This window comes from Phytoamicus setariae (assembly GCF_016722925.1).
Lineage (GTDB): Bacteria > Pseudomonadota > Alphaproteobacteria > Rhizobiales > Rhizobiaceae > Rhizobium_E > Rhizobium_E setariae.
The window spans coordinates 213,581-234,953 of record NZ_JAEQNC010000003.1; the positions used below are offsets into that span (position 1 = coordinate 213,581).

18 protein-coding genes are annotated in these 21,373 nt (G+C 60.9%); 8 read left to right on the forward strand and 10 right to left on the reverse strand.

Going from position 1 to position 21,373, the window contains the following annotated elements:
* The first annotated feature begins 36 nt into the window (after nucleotides 1-36).
* Together JJB09_RS06315 and JJB09_RS06320 are read left to right on the forward strand one after the other, a co-directional pair.
* Nucleotides 37-897 (forward strand): hypothetical protein, encoded by an 861-nt coding sequence (locus tag JJB09_RS06315; protein ID WP_201654800.1) that lies wholly within the window; start codon nucleotides 37-39, stop codon nucleotides 895-897.
* 173 nt (nucleotides 898-1,070) lie between these two features.
* Nucleotides 1,071-3,098, forward strand: coding sequence for a DEAD/DEAH box helicase (locus JJB09_RS06320; RefSeq protein WP_201654802.1), 2,028 nt, complete (start codon nucleotides 1,071-1,073; stop codon nucleotides 3,096-3,098).
* A gap of 177 nt (nucleotides 3,099-3,275) precedes the next feature.
* On the opposite strand, the gene JJB09_RS06325 is transcribed toward JJB09_RS06320, so the two are convergent.
* From JJB09_RS06325 to JJB09_RS06365, 9 genes are all read right to left on the reverse strand, one after another.
* Nucleotides 3,276-3,719, reverse strand: a complete 444-nt coding sequence (locus tag JJB09_RS06325; RefSeq protein WP_425523693.1) for a glyoxalase superfamily protein — start codon at nucleotides 3,717-3,719, stop codon at nucleotides 3,276-3,278.
* 191 nt (nucleotides 3,720-3,910) lie between these two features.
* Nucleotides 3,911-5,359: an aldehyde dehydrogenase gene (locus JJB09_RS06330; protein ID WP_201654808.1), complete on the reverse strand. Its 1,449-nt coding sequence runs from the start codon at nucleotides 5,357-5,359 to the stop codon at nucleotides 3,911-3,913.
* A 19-nt stretch (nucleotides 5,360-5,378) separates the two neighbouring features.
* Nucleotides 5,379-6,164 carry a coniferyl-alcohol dehydrogenase gene (locus JJB09_RS06335; protein ID WP_201654811.1) on the reverse strand — a complete coding sequence of 262 codons (786 nt, stop codon included), beginning with the start codon at nucleotides 6,162-6,164 and terminating at the stop codon, nucleotides 5,379-5,381.
* 1 nt (nucleotide 6,165) lies between these two features.
* Nucleotides 6,166-7,203 (reverse strand): branched-chain amino acid ABC transporter permease, encoded by a 1,038-nt coding sequence (locus tag JJB09_RS06340; protein WP_201654814.1) that lies wholly within the window; start codon nucleotides 7,201-7,203, stop codon nucleotides 6,166-6,168.
* Nucleotides 7,200-8,096: a branched-chain amino acid ABC transporter permease gene (locus tag JJB09_RS06345; RefSeq protein WP_201654816.1), complete on the reverse strand. Its 897-nt coding sequence runs from the start codon at nucleotides 8,094-8,096 to the stop codon at nucleotides 7,200-7,202. Before JJB09_RS06345 ends, JJB09_RS06340 begins: the two co-directional genes overlap by 4 nt.
* On the reverse strand, nucleotides 8,090-8,821 hold the full coding sequence (locus JJB09_RS06350; protein WP_201654819.1) for an ABC transporter ATP-binding protein: 732 nt from the start codon (nucleotides 8,819-8,821) through the stop codon (nucleotides 8,090-8,092). Before JJB09_RS06350 ends, JJB09_RS06345 begins: the two co-directional genes overlap by 7 nt.
* Nucleotides 8,818-9,561 (reverse strand): ABC transporter ATP-binding protein, encoded by a 744-nt coding sequence (locus JJB09_RS06355; protein WP_246748601.1) that lies wholly within the window; start codon nucleotides 9,559-9,561, stop codon nucleotides 8,818-8,820. Before JJB09_RS06355 ends, JJB09_RS06350 begins: the two co-directional genes overlap by 4 nt.
* Nucleotides 9,562-9,578: 17 nt before the next feature.
* Nucleotides 9,579-10,880, reverse strand: coding sequence for an ABC transporter substrate-binding protein (locus JJB09_RS06360; protein ID WP_201654825.1), 1,302 nt, complete (start codon nucleotides 10,878-10,880; stop codon nucleotides 9,579-9,581).
* A gap of 53 nt (nucleotides 10,881-10,933) precedes the next feature.
* Nucleotides 10,934-12,466 (reverse strand): aldehyde dehydrogenase, encoded by a 1,533-nt coding sequence (locus tag JJB09_RS06365; RefSeq protein ID WP_201654828.1) that lies wholly within the window; start codon nucleotides 12,464-12,466, stop codon nucleotides 10,934-10,936.
* Nucleotides 12,467-12,598: 132 nt separating this feature from the next.
* Here JJB09_RS06365 and JJB09_RS06370 point away from each other — a divergent pair, with 132 nt between their 5' ends.
* Entirely contained in the window at nucleotides 12,599-13,489 is an 891-nt protein-coding gene (locus JJB09_RS06370) for a helix-turn-helix domain-containing protein (RefSeq protein ID WP_201654831.1), read from the forward strand.
* Nucleotides 13,490-13,504: 15 nt separating this feature from the next.
* On the opposite strand, the gene JJB09_RS06375 is transcribed toward JJB09_RS06370, so the two are convergent.
* Nucleotides 13,505-14,521, reverse strand: coding sequence for a LacI family DNA-binding transcriptional regulator (locus JJB09_RS06375; protein ID WP_201654834.1), 1,017 nt, complete (start codon nucleotides 14,519-14,521; stop codon nucleotides 13,505-13,507).
* A 432-nt stretch (nucleotides 14,522-14,953) separates the two neighbouring features.
* On the opposite strand from JJB09_RS06375, the gene JJB09_RS06380 reads away from it, so the two are divergent.
* The 5 genes from JJB09_RS06380 (at nucleotide 14,954) to JJB09_RS06400 (ending at nucleotide 21,344) form a co-directional block, all read left to right on the forward strand.
* Nucleotides 14,954-16,315: an ABC transporter substrate-binding protein gene (locus JJB09_RS06380; RefSeq protein WP_201654837.1), complete on the forward strand. Its 1,362-nt coding sequence runs from the start codon at nucleotides 14,954-14,956 to the stop codon at nucleotides 16,313-16,315.
* Nucleotides 16,316-16,438: 123 nt separating this feature from the next.
* Entirely contained in the window at nucleotides 16,439-17,449 is a 1,011-nt protein-coding gene (locus JJB09_RS06385; RefSeq protein WP_201654840.1) for a carbohydrate ABC transporter permease, read from the forward strand.
* Nucleotides 17,449-18,594 (forward strand): carbohydrate ABC transporter permease, encoded by a 1,146-nt coding sequence (locus tag JJB09_RS06390; protein WP_201654843.1) that lies wholly within the window; start codon nucleotides 17,449-17,451, stop codon nucleotides 18,592-18,594. Before JJB09_RS06385 ends, JJB09_RS06390 begins: the two co-directional genes overlap by 1 nt.
* 67 nt (nucleotides 18,595-18,661) lie before the next feature.
* The gene (gene bglA, locus JJB09_RS06395; protein WP_201654846.1) at nucleotides 18,662-20,308 is read left to right on the forward strand and encodes a beta-galactosidase BglA; all 1,647 of its coding nucleotides are present in this window, start codon (nucleotides 18,662-18,664) and stop codon (nucleotides 20,306-20,308) included.
* A gap of 25 nt (nucleotides 20,309-20,333) precedes the next feature.
* Nucleotides 20,334-21,344 (forward strand): ABC transporter ATP-binding protein, encoded by a 1,011-nt coding sequence (locus tag JJB09_RS06400; protein ID WP_201654849.1) that lies wholly within the window; start codon nucleotides 20,334-20,336, stop codon nucleotides 21,342-21,344.
* Nucleotides 21,345-21,373: the final 29 nt, after the last annotated feature.

The following is a 21,373-nucleotide window of genomic DNA, read 5'->3' on the forward strand; positions in this document are numbered from 1 at the left end:
CGACTATCATCGCTCCGGTGGTGTCTGGAGCAATGAATGCGGTTGTTTTCGAGACGAATACTTATCCTGACGTCGGTGCTCCTGGCGATGCTTACCGGCACGGCCTCTGCCGCGGACGTATATAATCCGTCGCCGGATACTGCAGTGAGCGAGTACGGCGTTACCACCTATCTCGATCTCGCCCGACATTTCGTTCCGGATATCAAGGCCACAGACAACGGCTATGTCGGTTCAAAACGCGTTGCCCTCCGGCACATCGGAGGGAAGGGCTATGAAGGCGCGGACGAAAGCGCATACGGATTCTACGATCTTGCCGCCGTCCGCATGAAGGCGGAAGGCAAAGAGCGCCTGCTGGTGCTGTTTGATTTCGCCCAGGCGGCGAAGGCAGCGCAGGGCTTGGCCGTGCTTGCGCTCTACGAACTCGACAACGAGCCCAGGCTGCTGGACGCCGCCGATATCGGCTTCGACCAGGGCACCTACTTTTTCGACCAGACGCTGATGCCAATCGCCGAAGGCTCCGACGCGATACTGACGATGAGTTCGCATTTCAACTCGAACCAGACCTACACGACGCAAGCGCTGGCCATGGTCAAAGCCGACCGTCTCGAACTGATCGGCACCGCATTGCTTTTCGACGAGCGGACCTGCGGGCTGGAGCGGCGGCAAACCATCCGTTATGCCGCAGATCCGGCGCGCGGCAAGCCATACGCCCCGATTTCCGTGACCGTGACAGAGAGTGCCATGCCGACGGACGAGACCTGCGAAGGCACGCAGGCAATATCAGCGAGCGAACGCGAAATCCGCATCACCTACACATGGAACGCGGCCGACAACAAATATCGCGCCGACTCCGATAACCTGACCAAACTTGCCATAGAAAACGAACGGCGATTCTGAGTGGCAGCTTTTTCGCCGCTCCAGGTGCGCGAGCTATGATATCAGCGCACTCGACATTTGGCGTTTTGCACTCTATGTAGGCACCACATTCAACAAAGCGACGTATTGTTGCTGGTATTGTGTTCATATCGGCCCTCCCAGCCGCCGAACGCATAAAATCCGAAAGATATGGAATGACACAATTTCAAGGTATTGAGCCGGCGCTTGCCGTCGCGCTCGAAAAACGCGGCTATTCCGAACTCACGCCGGTCCAGAAGGCCGTTCTGGATAGCGAACTCAGTGGCGCAGACGCTCTTGTATCGGCCCAGACAGGCTCGGGCAAGACGGTTGCCTTCGGGCTTGCGCTTGCGCCCACCCTGCTAGACGGCCGCAAGCGCTTCGAGCGCGCCAGTGCGCCATTGGCGCTGGCAATCGCACCGACGCGCGAGCTGGCGCTGCAGGTCGCACGCGAACTCGAATGGCTCTATGAGGAAACCGGCGCGATCGTGGCAACCTGCGTCGGCGGCATGGATGTGCGGACCGAACGTCGCGCGCTTGAGCGGGGCGCTCATATCATCGTCGGCACCCCCGGACGCCTGCGCGACCATATTACACGCAACGCGCTCAACCTTTCTGCGATCCGCGCCGTCGTGCTCGATGAAGCCGACGAAATGCTGGACCTCGGCTTCCGCGAAGACCTGGAATTCATTCTGGAAGCATCGCCCGATGACCGCCGGACGCTGATGTTCTCGGCAACCGTGCCGAAGTCGATCGCCACTCTGGCCAAGAGCTACCAGCGCGATGCCGTGCGTATCGCCACCACGTCCGAACAAAAGCAGCATGTCGATATCGAATATCGCGCGCTCGCTGTTGCGGCCAGCGACCGCGACAACGCAGTCGTCAACGTGCTGCGCTACTACGAAGCCAAGAACGCCATCGTTTTCTGCAACACGCGCGCCGCCGTCAACCACCTGACGGCCCGGCTGCACAATCGCGGCTTTACCGTCGTGGCGCTTTCGGGCGAACTCAGCCAGAACGAACGCACCCATGCGCTGCAATCGATGCGCGACGGCCGTGCACGCGTCTGCATCGCCACCGATGTGGCCGCACGCGGCATCGACCTTCCCAACCTCGAGCTGGTCATCCATGCCGACCTGCCGACCAACCCGGAAACGCTCCTGCACCGCTCTGGCCGCACCGGCCGCGCGGGTCGCAAGGGCGTCAGCGCGCTGATCGTGCCGGGCAACAATCGCCGCAAGGCGGAACGGCTGCTGCAGGCCGCCAGCATCAAGGCCTATTGGGCCTCGGCGCCGTCGGCCGACGAAATCACCGAGCGCGACGATGAACGCCTGATGGCCGACGAACTTTTCCTCACACCGGTTCAGGATGAGGAAGAACTGTTCGTGCGCCGGCTTATCGACACCCATGGCCCGGAAAAGGTCGCTGCCGCCTTCCTGCGCCTTTACAAGCAGGGCCGTTCGGCTCCTGAAGACCTGATCGACGTCGGCCCGGTCACCGAAAGTGCGCCGCGTCGCGTCCGCGAACACGACGATGCCCGCGGACCGCGACCTGAATCCACGCCGCGCAGACGCGAGGACTTCGGACCGTCCGTCTGGGTGTCTCTGTCGGTCGGCCGCAAGCAGAACGCCGAGCCGCGCTGGCTGATCCCGCTGCTTTGCCGTTCCGGCAATATCACCAAGGACGATATCGGCGCGATCAAGTTGCAGCAGGACGAAACCTTCGTGCAGATCGCATCCGACAGCCTGGACAACTTCCTGTTCAACATCGGCCCCAACAAGACGCTCGAACGCGGCATGCGGCTGGCCGTTGTCGAAGGCGAGCCGGATCTCGGCCGACCATCGCGGGCGCCAAAGAAATTCGAAGGCGAGCGCAAGTCGTTCGGCGACAAGAAGCCTTTTGGTGACAAGAAGCCGTTTGGCGATCGCAAGCCTGCCTGGGACAAGCCGGCCCGCGACGCTGCCCCCGCCCGTGAACGCCCGGCGAGGGAAGCCTACGCACCGGCCAAGCGGTCCGATCCGGTTGCCGAGGAGTTCGGCGCGACCAACACCAAGAAGAAATTCGGTCGCAAGCCGGAATTTGCCGGTGGTGAACGCAGCTTCTCCGACAAGCCGGGCAAGGATTGGGCAAAACCGGGCAAGCCGGCGTTTTCGAAGCCGGGCGATGCCCCGCCGAAGCGCAGGAAGCCGAAGAGCAACGGCTGATTTGCTCTTGGTGTTGCCCGTCACCCTCTGACGGCGGCACGGCATTGTGCGTCATGCTCGGGCTTGACCCGAGCATCCACATGACAGCAACTCTAAATCATGGATCCTCGGGCCAAGCCCGAGGATGACTCAAAAAGGGCGCACTGCCTTGGCGCAAACAAGCGCCGTCGCCCTTCCCTACCCCAAAACCATGTGCGGCTCGCCATTCGACGTCTTCTCGACGGTTCGCCCATCCGCATCCAGCGTGCAGGTCACGCGTTTGCGATAGGCAGAAAAACTGTCGAACGTCACGACATCGACCGGCTCATCGAAATCGAACGTGACACGTGTCATGCCATGGGCACTGGTCAGTGTCTGAACCGCGACAACCTGCCCCTTGAAATCCTGGCCGAGATAGCGGCCGTTGACGCGATCGCCCAATGTAAGCGTGCGCTTCGGTGGACTGTTGCCAAGGCTGGCATGCAGCGTGTTCCAGTCGCGAAAGCCATATTGGCTAGCAACAAGTTCAAGAGCCTTTGAGTGGTTGACAGTCGTGCCCTGCCGCGCCAACGCGTCGCGCAGGCGTTTGGCCTGGTCTTTCAGGTCATCCAGCGAAGGGAGACGGGAAGTGTCGCCCATGATAGTCCTCTTTCCTGGCATTCATGCGGCTTATACTTGGGTGCCCGCATTGCCAAAGGCCGGAATGCCTTCAAGGGATATCAGACTGGGTCCAAAATCGGGGAGCTTCACCGTGTCGGAAGACTGCGGGCGGCAGGGGTCCCTAACCCTGCCGCAGATGTAGTGGCGAATATCAGAAAAGTCAAACCAGCCGGTCAGAACGGATAATGCTGGTTCGGATCCTCAATGGTTATCCAGCGCAGATCGGTGAACTCGCTGATCGCTGCCTTTCCGCCGAAGCGACCATAACCGGAACCCTTGACGCCGCCGAACGGCATCTGCGCCTCGTCATGCACCGTAGGTCCATTGATATGGCAAATGCCGGATTCGATGCGCGCGGCCACTGCCATCGCCCGCTGGATATCCCGGCTGTAAACTGACGAGGACAATCCGTATTCGGTGTCGTTGGCGATACGGATCGCCTCTTCCTCGTCCTTTACCCGGATGATCGGCTTGACCGGCCCGAAGGATTCTTCCTCAAAGCTGCGCATACCAGGTTTGACGTGATCGAGCAGTGTCGCCTCGACCACCGAGCCATTGCGTTTGCCGCCGGTCACCAGCTTGGCGCCCTTGCCGATGCCATCGGCGATGAACTCCTCCATCTTGGCGGCGGCTTGCGGCGACACCAGCGAACCGAGCACGACATGGCCGCGTGGATCGCCAGCCGGCAATTTCGCCGCGCGCGCTGCGAGCTTGGCCACGAACTCGTCGGCAATCTTCTCATCGACGATGATGCGTTCGGTCGACATGCAGATCTGGCCCATATTGGCAAACGAACCAAAGATCGCGCCATTGACCGCCGCATCGATATCGGCGTCATCGAGAACGATCATCGGTGCCTTGCCGCCGAGTTCGAGCAGAGCAGGCTTGAGGTGACGGCCGCAAAGTTCGCCGATGATCCGGCCGACCTTGGTCGAGCCGGTAAAATTGACACGCTTGACCTCGGGAGAGGAGATAAGCGCCTCGACGATAGCGGCCGCATCTTCCGGCGCATTCGAAATCACGTTGATGACACCATCCGGCAGGCCGGCTTCCACCAGCGCCTGGCCGATCAGCATGTGCAGGCCGGGGCATTGCTCGGAAGCCTTGAGGATGACGGTGTTGCCGCAGGCAATCGCCATGGCGATGGCGCGCGTGCCGAGGATTATCGGCGCGTTCCAGGGGGCGATGCCGAGGCAGACGCCGGCGGCCTGCCGCACCGCCATCGAAAGCGTACCCGGCTTGTCGGACGGGATGATCTCGCCCTGAATCTGGGTGACCATGGCGGCGGCTTCGCGCAGGATGCCTGCGGCCAGCATGGTGTTGAAACCGGCCCACGGCGCGGTGCCGCCGGTCTCGTCGACCATGATCTTGGCGAACTCGCCTGCCTTGGAGGCAAGCGTGTCGGCGGCCTTGAGAAGCAGCGCGCGCCGCTCAGCCGGACCGGTCCTCGACCAGGCGGGGAAGGCTGCGGATGCGGCTGCCACGGCAGCCTTGACGTCATCGAGCCCGGACGCTGGCGCGCGCGTCGCTACCTTGCCGGTGAAGGGATCGATCCGGTCGAAGGTCTTTCCCGATTTGGCGGCGACGAACTTGCCGCCGATGATCTGTTGAATTTCCAGCATTATCTTGGTCCTTCGTGAACTAGAAGCCGAGCACGTCGGCATTGATGGAGGCTTCGAGGCCGCCGTCATTGGCGATATTGGCGCCGTTGATCCAGCGCGCACCATCGGAAGCGAGGAAGAGGATGACCGGCGCGATATCCGACGCCGTGGCGGCACGACCGACGCGAGATATGTCGGAATCGACCTTCTCGTCGCCGAGCACCGAGCGAAACTCCTTGAGGATCTGGGTTTCAACCGGGCCGGGGCTGACAGCGTTGACGCGGACGCCATGCTCTTTGAACAACGGCTCATGCGCCGCCTTCTGCGTCCAGAGCAACAGCAGCTCTTTGGACAACGGATAACCCTCCTCATTGCTAACCCCGTTCTTGGCCATCACTGCCTTGATATCGGGAAAGCCCTTCTCGGCCACCATGGCCTTGGCGCGTTCGAGATTGGCGCGCCAGCCATAACCGGCGATCGACGCGACGTTGACCACGGCCCCGCCTTCGCGAATACGCGGGGCCACAGCTTCCGTAAATGCACGCAAGCCGTAGAAGTTGATCGCCAGCGTCGCCTCGGTACCGACCTTGCCGGAAATGCCGGCGATGTTGAGGAGCGCATCAAAACGCTTGGGCAACTGGCGCACCACCGCCTCGATACCGGCGGGATTGGAAAGGTCGCCCTTGATGAAGTTGCTGCTGGCGATGGCAGGCTCCTTCATGTCGATACCGATGACATCAGCACCGAGACTGACGGCAAGTTCGGCCGTGCGCGCGCCGATACCGGACGAAACGCCTGTGACCACGAGAGTTTTTCCAAAGATCATGTCATTCTCCTTGTCTGGAAATGTTGGGAGGGATCGAGAGGCGATAGCCGACCGGCATCAGTGAAATACCGAAGCGGCTTTCGATCGCACCCCAAAGCCCGCGTGGAAGGAAAAGTGCGAAGATCAGCGCGACGAGACCGAGCCCGATCAGATACCAAACACCCAATCCGCCGAACCAGGTCTCGATCACGAAGAAGATCAGCGCGCCGAGGATGGCGCCCTCGAACGTGCCCAACCCGCCGACCAGCACCATGAAAATCATATAGGCCGTCCACTGCACCGAAAAATATGTCTTCGGCTGGAAGCTGACGGCGCTTGCGAGCCACAGCGCACCGGCAAGGCCGATACCGAAGGCGGCGAGCACGAACAGTATCCGCTTGGTGCCCATGACCTTGACACCGAGTGCGCGCGCAGCATCCTCATTGTCGCGGATCGCCTGGATGGCGGTGCCGGTGCGGCTTCTGAGCAGCAAGAACAGCGCTGTGAGCACGCCGGCCATTGCCGCCAGCGCCATCCAGTAGATGATCGCGCGGCGGGAGCCCGCATCATAGGCATTGAGCGAAATCAGCGACGTACCGGTCTCACCCTGGATCAACCCGTCGAGGTTGACCAACAGATGGGTCAGCGCCGAGACCACCCACATGCCGATGGCAAATTCGCCTCCCTGCAGCCGCAGCATGGGAAACGACAGCAGGTAGGAAAACGCAGCCACGACCAGCCCCGAAACCACGATCGCGACGAACGGATCGATACCCTTGTCGGCGAGCTTGACGGTGAAATAGGCTCCCAGCCCGAAAAACACCTGCTGGCCGACCGACACCAGTCCGCCGTAACCGGCAAGCGCATTCCACATCGCCGCCAGCAGCACATAGACGAAGAGTGCCGTCATGCGGTCGACCGAGCCGGCGCCGAAAATTCCGGGCACCAGCGCCAGTGCGACCAAGAGGAGGACCGCGATCCAGACCGCGATGCGCGAGAGCCGCGTCCAACGTTCGACACGCATACCACCGGACAGGGTATTTGATGAAACGACAGTCATGCGGCACCTCCGCCACGCAGCAACTTGGCCGGCAGAAGCGTCAGATCCGGCAGGAACAGGCGGGCAATCAAAACGATGAGAAACACGGCGTGGCCCGCAATCAGGAAGCCGAGCGGATGCACCGAGGCCCCCATGGTCTGGGCAACGCCAAGGACGATACCGCCAATCAGCGTGCCCCACAGCGAGCCTGCCCCACCGATCACCGCCGCTTCGAAGGCAAACAGCAATTGCGGCGCGCCGGAATAGGGCTCGAAGGTGGCGCGCATGCCCAGAAACATGCCGGCTATGGTGACCGTGACCATGGCAATGGCCGCGGCCGCGGCATTGACCTTGCCGGCATCGATGCCCATCAATCCGGCCGTATCCGGATCCTCGGCGGTGGCGCGGATGGCGCGGCCGAGTTTCGTGTGGCTCAGCATCAGTTGCAGCCCGGCAAGCAGGACGACGGCAGTGGCAAAGATCAGCACCGGCAGCTTGCCGACAAAGATGCCGCCCGGCAGCTCCCATGATGCCCAGGAGAGATCCCCAATGGCATTGGCGAGCGAACGGGTGTCCGCACCGAAATGCTCAAACAGCGAATTGTCGATGACCATGGAAAGGCCGAAGGTCGACAGGATCGGCAGCAACTGCCCCGCCCGCGCGCTCCGGTCGAGGATCAGCCGCTGGATCAGCCAGCCGACCGCGGCCATGACGACGACGGCAATGATGAAACAGGCGAATAATGGCAGTCTGGCCTTCTCGCTCAAGACGAAGATCAGGTAGGCACTGGCTACCGCCAGCGAACCATGGGCCAGATTGATGATCCGCATGACCGAGAACATGAAGGACAGTCCGCAGGCGATCAGTGCATAGTAGCCGCCGAGCAGGATGCCCTGGATAATCTGGTTCAACATGCCGCACCGCCTTTCTTCTGTGCATGGCGCAGCCCAAAATAGGCCTCCGTCACCTGTTCGCGGGTGAGATCCTTAGCCCTGCCCTCGAGCACGACACGACCTTCCAGCATACAGATCACCCGATCGGCGACGCTCATGGCGCGCGCCAGATCCTGTTCGACCAGAACGACCGTCGTGCCGGACGTGATCAGCCCGCCGAGCGACGCATAGACACGATCGACGATCAACGGCGACAGGCCGAGAGAAACTTCGTCGAGCAGCAGGATGTCGGGATTGCTCATCAGCGCCCGGCCGATGGCCGTGGCCTGCTGCTCACCGCCCGAAAGATGGCCGGTCTTGGAATTGATGCGTTTCTTGAGATTGGGGAAGATCTCGAGGATTTTCTCGATCGACCAGTCGCCCTTGCGACCAGCCATCGTCCCGAGTTTCAGGTTTTCGGCCACCGTCATCGAGGCGAACATGCGACGGCCCTCCGGCACCAGCGCGATACCCCGGCTGACACGCTTGTGGGACGGCAATGCCGTGACATCGTCGCTGTTCAGCCGAATGTGACCACCGGCCACGGGATGGGCTCCGGCAAGCGTCCGCAGCAACGTCGACTTGCCAGCGCCATTGGCACCGACCAGCGCCAGCGTCTCGCCCTTGGCAAGCGCAAAACTCACTCCGCGCACCGCTTCGAGCAACCCGTGCCTCGCCTGCAGGTTTTCCGTTTCGAGGATATTCATTTCGGCCCTCCGCCGAGATAGGCCTTGACCACTTGGGGATCCGACATCACCGCATCCGGGGCGCCATCGGCAATGATCCGGCCCGCGTCCATGCAGATCAACCGGTCAACGACCTGCAACAGCACGTGGACGATATGCTCGATCCAGACAATGCCGATGCCGCGATGCTTGAGTTCGCGAATGGTCAGCACCAGTTCCTGCGCTTCGGAATCGGTCAGGCCGCCACCGATCTCATCGAGCAGGATCACCCTGGGGCTCGTCGCCAGCGCGCGCGCCAATTCCAGCCGCTTGCGGTCGAGCAGGCCAAGCGTCTCGGCCTTGCGATTGGCGACCTCAAGCATGCCGCAAAGCGTCAGTGAATCGATCACTCGTTCATAGGCCTCGTCGCGGCTCTTCACATCGGAATGGGAGGCCGCCACATAGACATTTTCAAATGTCGTCATGCCGGAAAACGGCTTTGGCACCTGGTGCGTGCGCACCAGTCCCGCCCGGCAGCGATCGGCTGCCGATTGCCGCGTCACATCCCTGCCGTCGAAGGAAACATTGCCGGCGCTCGGCGGATAGGCGCCGGAAAGCGTCGCGAGCAAGGTTGTCTTGCCCGCGCCGTTCGGCCCGACGATGCCCACGGCTTCGCTCAGACCCATCGAGAAATCGACATCCTCAAGCACAAGGAGTGAACCGAAGCGCTTGTGAATGCCGTTTCCCGAGAACCGGCCTGGGCCGGTTCCGTTTTGTTGCATATTGAGCATCTCGACCCTTAGCTGTTGTAAGGCAGGAGCTTTGCCGCGACCGGCACGTTCGGATCGGTGGCATTTTCGGTAACGACGTAGTCGAGCGGGAATTTCGAGCCTTCCGGCGCCTTGACCCACTGTGTGCCGATGATCGGGCCGGGCGAGATATTGGGGAACGGACCCGAAGTAAAATCGACCTTGCCGATCATCGTCGTGGTGTTGAGCGTCGAAAGCGACTTCGCCACAGCATCCCTGCTCTTCGGATCTGATGCCTTCTTCAGCGCATCAAAGCCCGCATCGAGCAGCGACATCGTCGCGCCCAGTTGCTGCGTCCACTGCTTGCCGGATGCGGCCTCGTAGCCATCAGCAAGTTCGGTGCCGCTGACGCCCGAGACCGTCGACTTGTAGGGGAACGCCTTGTGCCAGTAGGCAGCGCTCGCCAGATTGACGCCGAGTTCGCCAAGCGCTTCGACACCCGATGGAAAGAGTCCCGTCTTGGCGACCTGGACGATCTTGACCTGCTTGTGCAGGCCCTGCTGGGCAGCCTGGCGCCAGAAGGTGGCGAAATCCGGGGGGATCGGGAAGGTGTTGATGATCTCGACGCCTTCCTGCTTGAACAACGCGATCTGGCTGGAGAAGTCAGTCGTGCCGGTCTCATAGGCACCGGGATCGACGATGGTGAAACCATCCTTCTGCAGCAGCGGCGCAAGATTGGCGCGGATGGCATTGCCATCGGCGTCGTTCGGATACATCACCCCAACCTTCTTGTTGGTCTCGATCAGGTTCCATTGCGACACATAGGTCTTGTGGAACTCGCCGACGCCGAAGCCGAAATGGTAGGTCCACTTGAAAGGCGACGGCTGGTCGGGCTTGGCGCCACGGCCAAAATACCAGGCTTCCCACGGCATGACGGTGGAGAGGCAAGGCACGCCTGCCGCCTCGCAGGCGTCAGACACCGGGTTGATGGTTTCCGGCGTCGAAATCGCCAACATCATGTCGATGCCCTGGTTGTTGATCAGGTCCTTGGCGAGCTGGCCGGCACGCGACGGATCGGACTGCGTGTCCTGGTCGAGAATTTCGACCGCATAGGTCTTGCCGCCGATCTCGATGCCATTGGCCAGCGCCTTGCGGGCCACTTCGAGCACATAGCCGTCGGTTTCGCCAAAGCCGGCCAGCGGGCCGGTGCGCGGGCTGATGAAGCCGATCTTCAGCGTATCAGCAGCGAAAGCCGGCTTGATGCCGAGCGCCATCGCAGCGGTGGCAACCCCCGTTGCCGCCATCAGTTCGCGGCGGGTCAATCCGCCCCTTCTCGTCGTATCCTGTGTCATGCGTTCCTCCCTTGTGTTTTGCGTCATTCCCAGATCATCCGATCCTGGTCCGTTCAGATCGGGTAGTTGCCCGGCTGCGACGACAGCGTGATCCAGCGCAGCTCGGTGAATTCGTCCAGGGCGGCCAGACCGCCGAACTTGCCGTAGCCACTCGCCTTCACGCCACCGAACGGTATTTGCGGCTCGTCGTTTACGGTGGCCGAGTTGATATGGCAGATGCCGGATTCAATGCGGCGTGCAACGTCCATCGCCCTACCGATGTCGCGGCCGAACACCGCGCCCGAAAGTCCGTAGTCGCAATCATTGGCCACCGTGATTGCTTCTTCGGCATCGGCGACCCGGATGATCGAGGCCACCGGCCCGAAGCTTTCTTCACGATAGAGACGCATCGGCCGGCTGACATGATCGACGATCGCCGCATCCATCAGGGCGTCGTGGTTTTCGCCGCCGGTCAGCAACACCGCTCCCTTGGCCACTGCATCCTCGATCAGCAGCCGCACCCGGCGTGCGGATTCGGCGGTGATCAGCGCGCCGAGCGGCAGATGCCTCCGGACGGGATCGCCGGCCTGCAGCGTCTTTACCTTTTCCAGAAACCTTTCCACGAACCTGTCCGCTACCGCATCGACGACGATGATCCGCTCGGTCGACATGCAGATCTGGCCCTGGTTGAAGAAGGCGCCGAACGCTGCAGCTTTGACCGCTTCGTCAAGATCGGCATCGTCGAGCACGATGAATGCCGCCTTGCCGCCGAGTTCGAGCAGGCAGCGCTTGAGATGCTTGGCCGCAATCTGCGCGATGACCCGGCCTACCCGCGTCGAGCCGGTGAAGTTGACCCGACGCACGACGGGATGGGAGATCAGCGCTTCGACGATCACCGAAGCATCTGCAGGCGCATTGGAGATGACATTCATGACGCCAGCCGGCAGTCCCGCCTCCATCAGAATGTCCCCCAGCATGTAATGCGTTGCCGGGCAGAGTTCGGATGATTTGAAGACCACCGTGTTGCCGCAAGCGAGCGCCATCGCGATGGAGCGAACGCCAAGGATTATAGGCGCATTCCAGGGTGCGATCGCCAAGCATACTCCCGCCGGCTGGCGAACGGCAAACGATGTGACGCCGGGCCGTTCGGTGGGAATAATCGTGCCGGTCACTTGCGTAGTCATCGCCGCGGCATCAAGGAACATCTGGCCGCCCAGTTTCACATTGAACGCGCACCATGGTGCAGTCGCCCCGGTCTCGGACATCATCAGTGTCGTGATTTCCGCCTCGCGACGGGCGAGTATTTCGGCGGCCTTCTCAAGGACCGAGCGCCGTATGCCGGGTGCGGACTGGCCCCAGTCGGGAAATGCGGCCGCAGCAGCATTGGCGGCGCGTGTGGCATCCTCCAGCGTCGCGGCAGCCGCAACCGAGGCAATGGATCCAGAAACTGGATTGATACGCTCAAAGCTCAAGCCACTGGAAGAGGTGGCTTCCCGTCCCCCGATCAGCAGATCAACCGACGGCGCAGCGCTGACGCTGCCTGCTGGCGAAGAGGCGCTTGATTGGTGAAAGCTGCTCGCTGAATCGAGGCGTCCTGTCGCTGCCATTCTGGCCTCCTCCCAAAGGCATGGCAGGAAGAGTAGACTAGCCCCCAACGATATGAATGTCGTTTTCTGGTGTATTCTTATTATTTTCTGGGTAAACACCTTTTGGCTTTACCACCAATTCGGCTGATCAACATGCACAACGATACCGCAATCCACCATGACGCACGTGCCGAAGCGATCGAGCCTGCTATTTCGCGCCGGGTGATCCGCATCGGGAGGCCGCCGCAACGCTGGTTTCATCATGCATTGCTGCTTCTGGGCGGTGTCGCGACGGTATCCACCAACACCGACGACGAGCCGCTTAGCGGTCCGGCGCTCGCTCTCTTCCCACCTTCGGAAGGCGAGAGCCTGACGATTGCGGCGGGCGCTCATGGATATCTGATTGGCGTATCGCCCGAGATCATCGGCGAGGCGATCGGTGACCATGCTGAATCGCTGTCCCTGAGGCTCTACTCCGGCTCCCATTCGCTCGCCGACCATCTTGAGGCCGAGAGCATTCGCGAGCTTTCGCCGCTGTTTACCGGGCTGATAGCGGAACTGCATCAGGAAGGGCGCGCAGCGCGCATGGTCGTGGCCGCCTATACCAGGCTGATCCTGATGGCGGCATGGCGACTGCAGGGTGCGGATGAGCGCTCTACTGCTCGACCCAGCAGCACCGGGGCGATCCTGCAGCGCTTCCGGCAATCGGTGGAGATGAACTATCGCCAGCGGCGAACGATCAGCGAATACGCCGATGAACTCGGCATCAGCACCGATCGGCTGCACGCGATCTGCCAGAGAACGTTGGCGCGTTCGCCGCTTGAACTCGTACACGACCGATTGCTGCAGGAAGCGAAATTGCGACTTGAGCGCGCCGCCCATGACGTCCAGGACATATCAGACAGCCTGGGCTTCCGGGATCCGGCCAATTTCAGCCAGTTCTTCAAGCGCAAGACGGGTGTTTCGCCGACGAAATATCGCAGTCTGGCGGCAAGCGCCAGCGCAACGATTCCGCTTTCGTCCGGTTATGCCGACTGGCCGTGACGGCTGCCTCACGCGCTACTTGCGTGGTGGCCGGGTAGATTCCCTGAGCACCAGTTCAACCGGCCAGATCTCGCGATGACCGGACATGTCGCGGCCCGCCAGCATCTGCAGCAGGATGTCACCAATGCGCACGCCGGCATCCCGCATCGACGACCTGGTGGTGGAGACGGTAGGCACCATGTTGTCGGCATTGATATAGTTGAAAACGTCGTCGTGGGCGATCAGCGAGACGTCGGCTCCCAACTGCAAGCCTGCCGATCGCACCGCGCGCATCACCCCGAGCGCCGTCATCATCGAACCGGCAAGAACCGCCGTCGGCGGCTCCGAAAGGCTGAGGAAATCCTGCATCGAGCGATAGCCGACATCATCGATGAAAGCGCCGCTGGTCAGCAAGTCACTCCTGAAGACTATGCCACGCTCCTTCAGCGCGTTGCGGTATCCCTGTTCGCGATGCTCGGCAAACACATCGCCGCGCGAACCGTTGATCATGCCGATATGTCGATGGCCGATATCAAGCAGATATGACGTAGCGCGATAGATCGCACCGTAATTGTCGATGTCGAGCCATGGATAATCACCGCCATCGGCACCCCGGCCATGAACGATGAAGGGTATCTTCAGTTTCTTCAGGACGTCCATCCGCTCGTCGTCGACGGTCGGCGTATGCAGGATTATTGCGTCGACGCGCTTGGAGCCGGCAAGCCGTTGATAGGCCGCCAGTTCCTGCTGCCTGTCCTCGACCACCGATATCAGGATGTCGATCTGCCGGGTCTCCAGCCGATTGGCCAGACCTGCCATGAATTCGGTGGTGTTCGGATCGAAACCACGCCCCTCTCGAAGCACGATGCCGACCGCACCGGCGCGACCCGTCGCAAGCCCTGCCGCCGACCGGTTCGGGTGATAGCCAAGCTCCTGCGCCAGCTTCAGAATCTTCTGGCGGGTCTCCTGCTTGACTTCAGGGTAGCCCGACAGCGCACGGCTCACCGTGGTCTGGCTCATCCCGATCGCTTTGGCGAATTCCTTCAGATTCATGTGCGCTGTGACAGCTCCTCCCGGAATGCCTGCGGAAAGCAGCATCCCGCCGGTTCTCATTCCCCATTTTGATTGATTGTACAACATAAGGTTCTCGTTTGAAAGCGCCATCAATTTCAACGTGGCAAACCTTTCCTGAACGCACATAGACTGCCCGTATCAAAGATGCATACCGCTAGGGCGAATGCTCGCCATCTCAATGTAAAGAAACAGAAATCAGGGCATTTTGCGCCATCTCACCTGCGAACGCCGTAGTTGAAGCGGATTTTCACTTGACTTTTTACGGTGGAGGACGTCTATTCATTTAAAGCGCTTTCAAATCGGGAGGACGGTTCGCGAAAGTACTGATCCCGAATGACGCTTTACAGATGGCCGCCGCCTGCTACGCTCGAACGGCCGTGCCTTATTCCAGATCCATGGGAGGATTAGCGGATGAAAAAATCATTTTTGATGGGCGTTGCAGCCCTGGCGCTTTTTGCCGGCGCGGCCAATGCGGCCGACCTTAAGTTCAAGCCAGGCGAAGAAGCCCGGTTTAACTGGGCAAGCTATGACGAGTACAAGAAGAGCCATGCCGACCTGAAAGGTCAGACGCTGACGATTTTCGGGCCGTGGCGCGGCGACGACGAGACGCTCGTCCTGTCGATGCTGGCCTATTTCCAGGATGCGACCGGCATCAACGTAAAATACTCGTCGTCGGAGAACTACGAGCAGCAGATCGTCATCGATACGCAGGCCGGAAGCCCGCCGGACATCGCCGTCCTGCCGCAGCCGGGGCTGCTCGCCGATCTCGCCTCCAAGGGTTTTCTGGTGGATCTCGGCGACAAGCCGGCGTCCTGGATGAAGGAAAACTATGCAGCCGGCGATTCCTGGGTGAAGCTCGGAACCTACAAGGGCAAGGACGGCGGCGAACACTTCTACGCCTTCCCCTACAAGGCCGACCTGAAATCGCTGGTCTGGTACTCCCCCGAGAACTTCGAGGATGCGGGCTATGAAGTGCCCAAGACCATGGAAGAACTGAAGGCGCTGACCGAGAAGATCGCGGCCGACGGCGGCAAGCCCTGGTGCATCGGGCTCGGCTCCGGCGGCGCGACCGGCTGGCCGGCGACCGACTGGGTCGAAGACATGATGCTGCGGACGCAAAAGCCGGAAGTTTATGACCAGTGGGTCACGGACGCGATCCCGTTCAACGATCCGGCCGTCATTGGCGCGGTCGAGGAATTCGGCTGGTTTGCCAAGAACGACAAGTTCGTCGATGGCGGTGCAGCAGCGGTTGCCTCAACCGACTTCCGCGACAGCCCGAAGGGCATGTTTGCTTCGCCGCCCAAGTGCTACATGCATCGCCAGGCGTCGTTCATCCCGTCCTTCTTCCCGGAAGGCACGAAACTCGGCCAGGACGCGGATTTCTTCTATCTGCCGCCCTACGCCTCCAAGCCCGAACTCGGTAATCCGGTGCTTGGCGCAGGTACGCTTGTGGCGATCACCAAGGACAGCCCTGCTGCCCGCGCCTTCATCGATTGGCTCGAAACCCCGATCGCCCACGAAGTATGGATGGCGCAGTCAGGCTTCCTGACCCCGTTCAAGAAGGTCAATCCGGATGCGTATTCGAACGAACCTTCCAAGAAGATGGGTGAAATCCTGACCAACGCGACGACCTTCCGTTTCGATGGTTCGGACCTGATGCCGGGCAAAATCGGCGCAGGTGCCTTCTGGACTGGCATGGTCGACTATGTCGGTGGCAAGTCCGCAGCCGACGTGACGGCCGACATTCAGAAAGCCTGGGAAGCGCTGAAGTAAGATCCATCGGCGGGGGCGCAAACGCCCCCGCCGCCGCCTGGCCTTGCCAACCACTATCGCGGCCAGCACCTCGGATCGCCTGATTTCCTATTAGCTCATTGTCTTAACCGGGGAGGGAAAGCCATGCAGCAACTGATCTATGCCATTGCGACAATGATCGCCGGGGTCCTCGGCTGTGCGGCCTATTTCTTCGGTAGCAATTTCATCCTCGATACGATCTATCCCGCCAAAGGCAAGGATGCCGCGCGCGCCGCACGGAACATGCGTCGGGCAGCCGTGATCCGCCCCTGGCTTTTTCTCGGACCGGCACTGATCGCACTGACGCTCTACCTCGTCTATCCGGTGTTCGAATCCTTGCGGCTTTCGTTCCTGGATAAGGGCGGCCAGAACTTCGTCGGCCTGTTCAATTACAAATGGATGATCGCGGACCAGCAGTTCCGGGAATCCATCCTCAACAATTTCATGTGGTTGCTGGTGGTTCCGGCCGCAGCGACCTTCTTCGGCCTGGTGATCGCGGTGCTGACCGACCGTATCTGGTGGGGAAATATCGCCAAATCGCTGATCTTCATGCCGATGGCAATCTCCTTTGTCGGCGCAGCCGTCATCTGGAAGTTTGTCTATGACTATCGCGACGCTGCAACCGCACAGATCGGCATCCTCAACGCCATCGTCGTCTGGTTCGGCGGCGAGCCGCAGGCCTGGATCACCCTGCCCTTCTGGAACAACTTCTTCCTGATGGCGATCCTGATCTGGATCCAGACCGGCTTTGCCATGGTCATCCTGTCGGCAGCTCTGCGCGGCATCCCCGACGAAACGATTGAAGCCGCCGTGATCGATGGCGCCAATGGCTTTCAGATCTTCTTCAAGATCATGATCCCGCAGATTTGGGGGACCATCGCCGTTGTTTGGACCACCATCACCATCCTGGTCCTCAAGGTTTTCGACATCGTGCTGGCCATGACCAACGGGCAGTGGAACAGCCAGGTTCTCGCCAATCTCATGTTCGACTGGATGTTCCGCGGCGGCGGTGATTTCGGACGGGGTGCCGCGATCGCTATTGTCATCATGGTGCTGGTGATCCCGATCATGATCTGGAACATCCGCAATGCGCGCAAAGAGATGGAGGGACGCTGATGTCTTCGAGCAAGAAATCTCCGCTTCTCTGGGTCGTCCATCTCTCCGTCCTGCTGATCGTCGTGCTCTGGACGCTGCCGACTGCCGGCCTGCTGATCTCGTCATTCCGCGACAAGAACCAACTCGCCACATCAGGCTGGTGGACAGCGTTGACGACATCGACCCAGAATGTCGTCTACCGCGCGCCCGACGCGTCGGCACAAGTCGAAAAGGACGGCAAGTTCGTCATATCGGGAAATGTCCTCGAAAATCGCGGCGGCGTTGTCAGCGCCTGGGGCACAAGCCCGATGAAGCCAGCTGAGTTCGCGCCGGGCGGGTCAGCTACTCTGCGCGACGGATCGACATTGACGGTACAGGCCGATGGCTCCTTTGCGCTCGTTTCAGACAAAACGATCGAGCCCGGTCGCGGCCAGCGCATCGCCTTCACCGCCGAAATTCCGCCGCGCTTCACAACCGAGAACTACAAGGAAGTGCTGACGGCGGAAGGCATTGGCTCTTCCTTCATCAACTCGCTGACAGTGGCCATACCGTCGACGGTCATCCCTATCCTTGTGGCCGCCTTCGCCGCTTATGCGCTTGCGTGGATGAAGTTTCCGGGCCGGGCCCTGCTGATTGCACTGGTGGTCGGGCTGCTGGTCGTACCGCTGCAGATGTCGCTCATTCCGCTGCTCAAGTTCTATAACGGCGTGGGCGGCTACTTCGGCGTACCGTCAAAAACCTATCTCGGCATCTGGCTTGCGCATACCGGCTTCGGGCTGCCGTTGGCCATCTACCTGCTGCGCAACTATATGGCCGGCTTGCCACGCGAGATCATGGAATCGGCCCGCGTCGACGGTGCCAGCGACTTCGAGATCTTCATCAAGATCATCCTGCCGTTGTCCTTCCCGGCACTCGCCTCGTTCGCGATCTTCCAGTTCCTCTGGACGTGGAACGATCTTCTGGTCGCCATGGTCTTCCTCGGCACCGGCAATGAAGAACTGGTTCTCACCGGCCGCCTCGTCAACCTGTTGGGTTCACGCGGCGGCAACTGGGAAATCCTGACGGCCTCGGCCTTCATCACCATCATCGTGCCGCTGCTGGTGTTCTTCACGCTGCAGCGCTTCCTGGTGCGCGGCCTGCTGGCCGGTTCCGTCAAGGGCGGATGACGCACACACCGTATTAACGGGGCGCCGTGGCCGGCGCTCCATCAGAGACAATGAAGAGACTGTGACAATGACGAATGGCAATCCGAAATCCATCGACATGGACTGGTGGCGAGGGGCGGTGATCTACCAGATCTATCCGCGCTCGTTTCAGGATTCCAACGGTGACGGTATCGGCGATCTCAAGGGCATCACCTCACGGCTCCAGCATGTGGCAACGCTAGGCGCCGATGCGATCTGGATATCACCCTTCTTCACCTCGCCGATGAAGGATTTCGGCTACGACGTTTCCGACTACTGCGACATCGATCCGATCTTCGGCGCGCTCGCCGATTTCGATGCGCTGGTCGAAGAGGCCCATCGGCTCGGCATCAAGGTCATGATCGACCTCGTTCTGTCGCACACCTCGGACCTGCACCCCTGGTTCGTCGAAAGCCGTTCGTCGCGCTCCAACCCCAAAGCCGACTGGTATGTCTGGGCGGATCCCAAGCCGGATGGGACCGCCCCCAACAACTGGCTGTCGATCTTCGGCGGTTCCGCCTGGCAATGGGATTCCCGTCGCCTACAATATTTCCTGCACAATTTCCTGACCTCACAGCCGGACCTCAACTTTCATTGCCCGGAAGTCCAGGACGCGCTGCTCGATGTGACGCGCTTCTGGCTGAAGCGCGGCGTCGACGGCTTCCGCCTCGACACGATCAATTTCTACGTCCACGACAGGCAATTGCGCGACAATCCGGCGCTTGCACCCGAACACCGCAACGCGACGACGGCTCCAACGGTCAACCCCTATAACCACCAGCTGCATCTCTACGACAAGAGCCAACCGGAAAACCTGGAATTCCTCAAGCGGTTCCGGGACGTCCTCGATGAATACCCGGCGATCACGGCAGTCGGCGAAGTCGGCGACTCCCAGCGAGGCCTGGAAATCGCCGGCGAATACACGTCCGGCGGTGACAAGGTGCATATGTGCTATGCCTTCGAGTTCCTGGCGCCCGACCCGATCACGCCGGCAATCGTCAGGGAGGTGCAGGAAAAATTCCTGCGCGTCGCTCCGGAAGGCTGGGCATGCTGGGCTTTCTCCAACCATGACGTGGTCCGCCATATCAGCCGCTGGGGCGCGGATGTGCGCGACAAAATCGCGCATGCCAAGTTGCTCGCGGCCCTGCTGATGAGCCTCAGGGGCTCGGTCTGCATTTATCAGGGTGAGGAGCTCGGCCTTGTAGAGGCCGATCTGGCGTTCGAAGACCTGCAAGACCCCTATGGCATCCAGTTCTGGCCGGAGTTCAAGGGCCGTGACGGCTGCCGCACGCCGATGGTGTGGCAGAGCAAGGCTGCCAACGGCGGCTTTTCCTCGGGCAAGCCGTGGCTCCCCGTCGCGGCTGCGCATCTGCCGCGCGCCGTCGATGTCGAAACGAGGGATCCATCCTCGTTGCTCAACCATTACCGTTCGTTCCTGGCCTTCCGGAAAAGACATCTGGCGCTCGCCAAAGGCGAAATCGAGTTCTTCACTGCAGACGACCAAGTGCTCGCCTTCACCCGCCACTACGGTAACGAGACCATGCTCTGCATTTTCAACATGTCGGGTCAGGAAGCTAACGCCAGCTTGCCGGAAGGCACGTGGGAACAGCTGGACGAGCACGGCTTCGAAACGAAGGTTCAAGATAGAAATGTGAAACTGCCGGCCTGGGGCGCATATTTCGCCCGCAGGGCATAATCCATCATCGGCGAGGGAGGGAAGCATGTCCGGAGTGGTACTGAAAGATATCCGCAAGTCCTATGGCGCGGTCCATGTCATCCATGGCGTCGATCTCGAAATCAGCAAGGGTGAGTTCATCGTCTTCGTCGGCCCTTCCGGCTGCGGAAAATCGACCCTGCTGCGCATGATCGCCGGCCTTGAGGATATTACGTCGGGCGAGATGTATATCGACGGCGACAAGGTCAACGACATGCCACCGTCGCGCCGCGGCATCGCCATGGTCTTCCAGTCCTATGCGCTTTATCCGCACATGACCGTCTATGACAACATGGCCTTCGGCATGCGGATCGCCAAGCAGCCACAGGCAGAGATCGACAGGCGCGTTCGCGCCGCAGCCGATATCCTACAGCTCGGGCCATATCTCGAACGCTTGCCCAAGGCGCTCTCCGGCGGCCAGCGCCAGCGCGTCGCCATCGGTCGCGCCATCGTGCGCAATCCAAAGGTCTTCCTGTTCGATGAGCCTCTGTCGAACCTGGATGCTGCGCTTCGGGTCGCAACCCGCATCGAAATCGCCAAGCTGCATGAATCGATCGCCGATGCGATCATGATCTACGTGACCCACGACCAGGTCGAGGCGATGACGCTTGCCGACCGGATCGTCGTGCTGTCAGCCGGGCGCATCGAGCAGGTGGGCTCACCGCTCGAACTCTACGAGAACCCGCAGTCGCTGTTCGTAGCCGGCTTCATCGGCTCGCCCAAGATGAACCTGCTCAACGGCAACCACGCCACAAAGTTCGGCTGCACCACGGTCGGGATCCGGCCGGAGCATCTCGAGATCGCCGCCACCGGCGACGGCCAATGGACCGGTACCGTCATACACACCGAAAAGCTGGGTGCGGACTCGTTCATCTACATGGACATTGGCGCAGACGAGCCGATGACCGTGCGCGAGAATGGCACGACCCGGTACAATACCGGCGATCAGGTGTCGGTAAAGGCCATGGAAGGAAAAATGCACCGCTTCGGCCAGGACGGCAAGCCGGTGAAGCAGTAACCGTCTTTGGCCCGAACCGATCCACGATC